The organism is Kitasatospora sp. NPDC007106 (assembly GCF_040634455.1).
Taxonomy (GTDB): domain Bacteria; phylum Actinomycetota; class Actinomycetes; order Streptomycetales; family Streptomycetaceae; genus Kitasatospora; species Kitasatospora arboriphila.
This window is the reverse complement of sequence record NZ_JBEYFP010000530.1, coordinates 1-4,202: the sequence shown is the minus strand read 5'-3', so window position 1 is coordinate 4,202 and position 4,202 is coordinate 1. Positions and strand designations below refer to the sequence as shown.

Below are 4,202 nucleotides of genomic sequence, written 5' to 3'. Positions count from 1 at the left end.
TTGTGTTGTGGTGACTGGTGTTGAGAGGTGTGCTGTTCAGATCTGCGCGGCGCCGACCCGGCCGACCTCGGTCGCCGGGTCGTCGTCGGGCACCCGCACGGAGAGGTCGACGGCGCCGCTCGCCAGCGGCAGCGTGCTGACCCGCTCGGCCGTCCCGGCCACCCGCTCCAGCGGCCGCAGCGACCAGCGGACCCAGAGCGCCCCGGCCACCCCCGCCGCGGTGACGGCGACCGCGAAGACCGTCAGCTCCAGGGTCGTCAGACGGTCCACGGTGTCCTCGACCTGATGCAGCGGCAGACCGCTGACCAGCACGTCGCCGTCCCGGCCGGCGACCGCCTGCATCCGGTACGGGCCCTCCAGGGCCGGCAGCCGGACGGTGCGCGCCGGGCCGCCGACCGGCAGCGCGGCCAGGGCCCGCTGATCGGCCGCGGAGAGGTCGACCGTGTCGTCGGCGTTGGGGCGGTCGGCGTCGTCGGCGTCCCCGTCGACCACACCGGCCGCGGTGGCGCGGCCGTCCAGCAGCCGGGCGCCGAAGGTGCCGGGGGTCTGCGCCCGGGTGTCGGTGGCACCGCCGCGGTCGGCGTGCTCCAGGCTGGCGGCGTAGCGGCCGCCGGTGTCGGCGAGCTGCTGGTCCAGCCGGTCGACCAGGAAGTGCCGCAGCGCCGCGGTGGTGGCGAAGCCGACCGCGGCGCAGGTGACGACCAGCAGCACCAGCAGTCCGGCGATCAGCCGGGCTCGCAGGGTGCGCGGCACGAGCCGCCCCGCCCGCGCCCGCAGCCGCGCGGTCCGCGGCCGGGCGGCCGTCACGGGGACGCCTTGATCAGGTAGCCGGCGCCGCGCACGGTGTGGATCATCGGCGTCCGGCCCGCGTCGATCTTCTTGCGCAGGTAGCTGATGTACAGCTCCACGACGTGCGCCTGCCCGCCGAAGTCGTACGACCAGACGGCGTCCAGGAGCTGCGCCTTGCTCAGTACCTGCCGGGGGTGGTGCATGAGGTGGGCGAGGAGCGCGTACTCGGTGGGGCTGAGGTCGACCGGCTCACCGCCGCGGGTGACCTCGCGGGCCCGCTCGTCGAGGACGAGGTCGCCGAGGACCAGGGCGTGCGCGGGCGGCTGCCCGGCGGGCGCGGGCGGGGCCGTGCGGCGCAGCAGCCCGCGCAGTCGGACGACCACCTCGGCCAGGCTGAACGGCTTGGTAACGTAGTCGTCGCCGCCCGCCGCGATCCCGGCGATCCGGTCCTCGACGGCGTCCCTGGCGGTGAGGAAGAGCACCCGCACCTCGGGCCGCGCGGCGTGGATACGGCGCAGCACCTCCATGCCGTCGAGGTCGGGGAGCATCATGTCGAGCACCACCGCGTGCGGCCGCCAGGCGGCGGCGGTGCGGACGGCGGCCTCGCCGGTGGTCTCGCCGACGGCCTCCCAGCCCTCGTAGCGGAGCGCCCCGCAGACCACCTCCACCAGGTCCGGTTCGTCGTCGACGACGAGGACCCGCCAGGCCTGCCGGTCGGCGGAGTCGTCCATGGTGCTCCCTCGGTGCGTTGTCACGAGCTCTCATTCTGGCCCGCCGCGATGAGAAAGCGCTGAGATCCCCGAAGCCCTCCCCCACCCGTCGAACCTGCCCTGACCTGCGCGGACGTGCTTCGTGAGGGCCGCCGGGAGGCCGCGCACTCAGAGGCAACTGAGAGCTTGCGGTGCCATCGTGGGCCACCTCGGCGGCACTCGCCGCCGGGTTCGAAGGAGGTTCCCGATGGCTGTCGCAGCCCCACCGCGGTCCGCGGCCCGGACGCACCGGGCGGTCCCGCGCCGTCCGGTCGCCGCCGCTCCGGCCGTCGTGCTCGCGCTGATCGCGGCGGGAGCGCTCGGCGTCACCGCGCTCTGGTGGAAGGACACCGCCTCGGTCGCCGGCGCGGCCGGCTGGCTCACCAACGCGGGCCGGCTCACCGGACTGCTCGCCGGCTACGCCGCACCCGTGCTGATCCTGCTGATGGCCCGGCTGCCCCCGCTGGAGCGGGAGGTCGGCGCCGACCGGCTGGCCCGCTGGCACGCCTTCGGCGGCCGCTGGATGGTCGCCATGGTGACCGTCCACGTGCTGACGATCACCTGGGGGTACGCACTGACCGACGACCGGGGGGTGGTCGCCGAGGGCGTCGACATCGTCTTCCACTACCCCGAGATGATCAAGGCGACGCTGGGCACGCTCCTGCTGCTGGGCACCGGCGCGGTCTCCGCCCGGGCGGCCCGCCGCCGGCTCTCCTACGAGACCTGGTACTACCTGCACCTGGCCACCTACGTGGCCGTCGCACTCACCTTCGGCCACCAGCTCGCGACCGGCGCCGACTTCGGCGACCCCAAGGCCAAGGCCCTCTGGTACGCGCTCTACCTGGGCACCGCCGTCCTGGTCGGCTGGTACCGGCTGGCGCGGCCGTGGCTGCTCGACCGCCGGCACCGGCTGCAGGTCGCCGAGGTCCGCCCGGAGGCCCCCGGGGTGGTGTCGCTCTTCCTGACCGGCCGGCGGCTGGACGAGCTGCGGGCCGAACCCGGGCAGTTCTTCCGGCTGCAGTTCCAGGCGCCCGGACTGCGCTGGGCCGCCAACCCGTACTCGCTGTCGGCGCCGCCGCACCCGAACTTCCTCCGGTTCACCGTCAAGGACCTGGGCGGGCACAGCGCCGCGGTGGCCGCCCTGCGCCCCGGCACCCGGGTGCGCGCCGAGGGCCCGTACGGGGCGTTCACCGGCCGGCTGCAGCGGGAGCAGCGGGTGCTGCTGCTCGGCGCGGGGGTCGGGATCACCCCGCTGCGGGCGCTGTTCGAGACCCTGCCCGGCCGGGTGACCCTGGTGCAGCGGGCCCGGCGGCCCGAGGACCTGATGTTCCGGGAGGAGCTGGAGGCGGTCGCCCGGTGGCGCGGCGGGCAGGTGCACGCCCTGGTCGGGTCGCGCAGCCAGGTCGGCGACCTCGGCACGGCGCTGCGCCGGATCGTCCCCGACCTCGCCGAGCACGAGGTCTACCTGTGCGGCCCGGAGGGGATGGCCGAGGAGGCCGTCCGCTCGCTGCGGGCCGCCGGCGTGCGGCCGAACCGCATCCACCGCGAGTCCTTCGCCCTCTGATCCCCCGTCCCCCAGGAGGACCCCATGCGCCGAGCCGTCGTCAGCAGTGCCGCCACCGCGGCCGGAATCGTGCTGCTGCTCTCGTTGAAGCCGCACGACGGGGCCGGTGTCGCCCCGGTGATCAGCTCGGGCGGCGCCGGCAGCGCCACCGACACCTCGTCCGGCAGCTCGTCCGGCTCCTCGGGGTCGTCGGGCAGCTCGTCCGGCTCCTCGTCGTCCTCGACGAGAACGGTCACCGGGGACGCCGCGAACACCCGCTACGGCCCCGTCCAGGTGAAGGTCACCCTCGACGGAAGCCGGATCACCAACGTCGACGTCGTCCAGTACCCCTCGAACGACCACCGCGACCAGGAGATCAACAGCTACGCGCTGCCGCTGCTGAACCAGGAGGCGATAGCCGCCCAGAGCGCCCGGATCGACGTGGTCAGCGGTGCGACCTTCACCAGCGACGGCTACACCCGCTCGCTGCAGAGCGCCCTCGACAAGGCCGGGCGGTGAGCGGGCCGTGCTGCGCCGTGCCGAGCCCGTGATGGGCACCGTCTTCTCCTTCACCGTGCGCGACCCCGGCCCGGGCACCCCCGGGGTGCTCGACCGGATCGCCGAACGGCTGCACCGGATCGACGCGGTCTTCTCCCCGTACCGCGCCGACTCCGACATCAGCCGTCTGGACCGCGGCGAACTCTCCCTCGACGCCTGCGACCCGGAGGTGCCGGCCGTGCTCGCGGCCTGCCGGGAGGTGGCGGCGGAGACCGACGGCTGGTTCACCGAGCGGCCCGGCGGCCGGCTCGACCCGAGCGGCTGGGTGAAGGGCTGGGCGGTCGAGGAGGCCGCCCGGATGCTGCACGCCTCCGGCTCCCGGGAGCACTGCGTCAGCGGCGGCGGCGACGTGCAGACCGCGGGCGGGCCCTGGCGGGTCGGGATCGCCCATCCGCTGCGGCCGGGCCGGCTCGCAGCCGTCCTGGGCGCCGCGTTCGGCGGTGCCGGAGGTCGCCACCGCCTGCCGTTCGTGGAGTCAGCGAGCAGCATGCGGAACCTTCCCGTGCAACGCGCCTGCGGGTGGTGGTGGGCGCGCCGGTCGGGAGAGTCTGTCCGGGCCGTAT

5 protein-coding genes are annotated in these 4,202 nt (G+C 75.1%); 3 read left to right on the top strand and 2 right to left on the bottom strand.

What is annotated here, in order from left to right; genetic code table 11:
• Positions 1-36: 36 nt before the first annotated feature.
• Both ABZ641_RS27760 and ABZ641_RS27755 read right to left on the bottom strand, forming a co-directional pair.
• Complete coding sequence (locus tag ABZ641_RS27760) at positions 37-807, bottom strand: HAMP domain-containing protein (RefSeq protein WP_359985968.1); 771 nt, start codon at positions 805-807, stop codon at positions 37-39.
• The gene (locus tag ABZ641_RS27755) at positions 804-1,520 is read right to left on the bottom strand and encodes a response regulator transcription factor (RefSeq protein WP_344625713.1); all 717 of its coding nucleotides are present in this window, start codon (positions 1,518-1,520) and stop codon (positions 804-806) included. The genes ABZ641_RS27760 and ABZ641_RS27755 overlap by 4 nt, the downstream gene beginning before the upstream one ends.
• 226 nt (positions 1,521-1,746) lie before the next feature.
• Between ABZ641_RS27755 and ABZ641_RS27750 the strand changes: the two genes are divergently transcribed.
• From ABZ641_RS27750 to ABZ641_RS27740, 3 genes are all read left to right on the top strand, one after another.
• Complete coding sequence (locus tag ABZ641_RS27750; protein WP_359985965.1) at positions 1,747-3,102, top strand: ferredoxin reductase family protein; 1,356 nt, start codon at positions 1,747-1,749, stop codon at positions 3,100-3,102.
• A 24-nt stretch (positions 3,103-3,126) separates the two neighbouring features.
• Positions 3,127-3,600, top strand: a complete 474-nt coding sequence (locus ABZ641_RS27745; RefSeq protein ID WP_344625711.1) for an FMN-binding protein — start codon at positions 3,127-3,129, stop codon at positions 3,598-3,600.
• Between the two features lie 7 nt (positions 3,601-3,607).
• Positions 3,608-4,202 (top strand): FAD:protein FMN transferase (locus ABZ641_RS27740; protein ID WP_359985962.1); only part of this gene is annotated, 595 nt, incomplete at its 3' end.

What these genes read in the sequence shown, in the direction of transcription:
- ABZ641_RS27750 (WP_359985965.1), top strand. Translation starts at nt 1,747, where the DNA reads ATGGCTGTCGCAGCCCCACCGCGGTCCGCGGCCCGGACGCACCGGGCG.
- ABZ641_RS27745 (WP_344625711.1), top strand. Translation starts at nt 3,127, where the DNA reads ATGCGCCGAGCCGTCGTCAGCAGTGCCGCCACCGCGGCCGGAATCGTG.
- ABZ641_RS27755 (WP_344625713.1), bottom strand. Translation starts at nt 1,520, where the DNA reads ATGGACGACTCCGCCGACCGGCAGGCCTGGCGGGTCCTCGTCGTCGAC.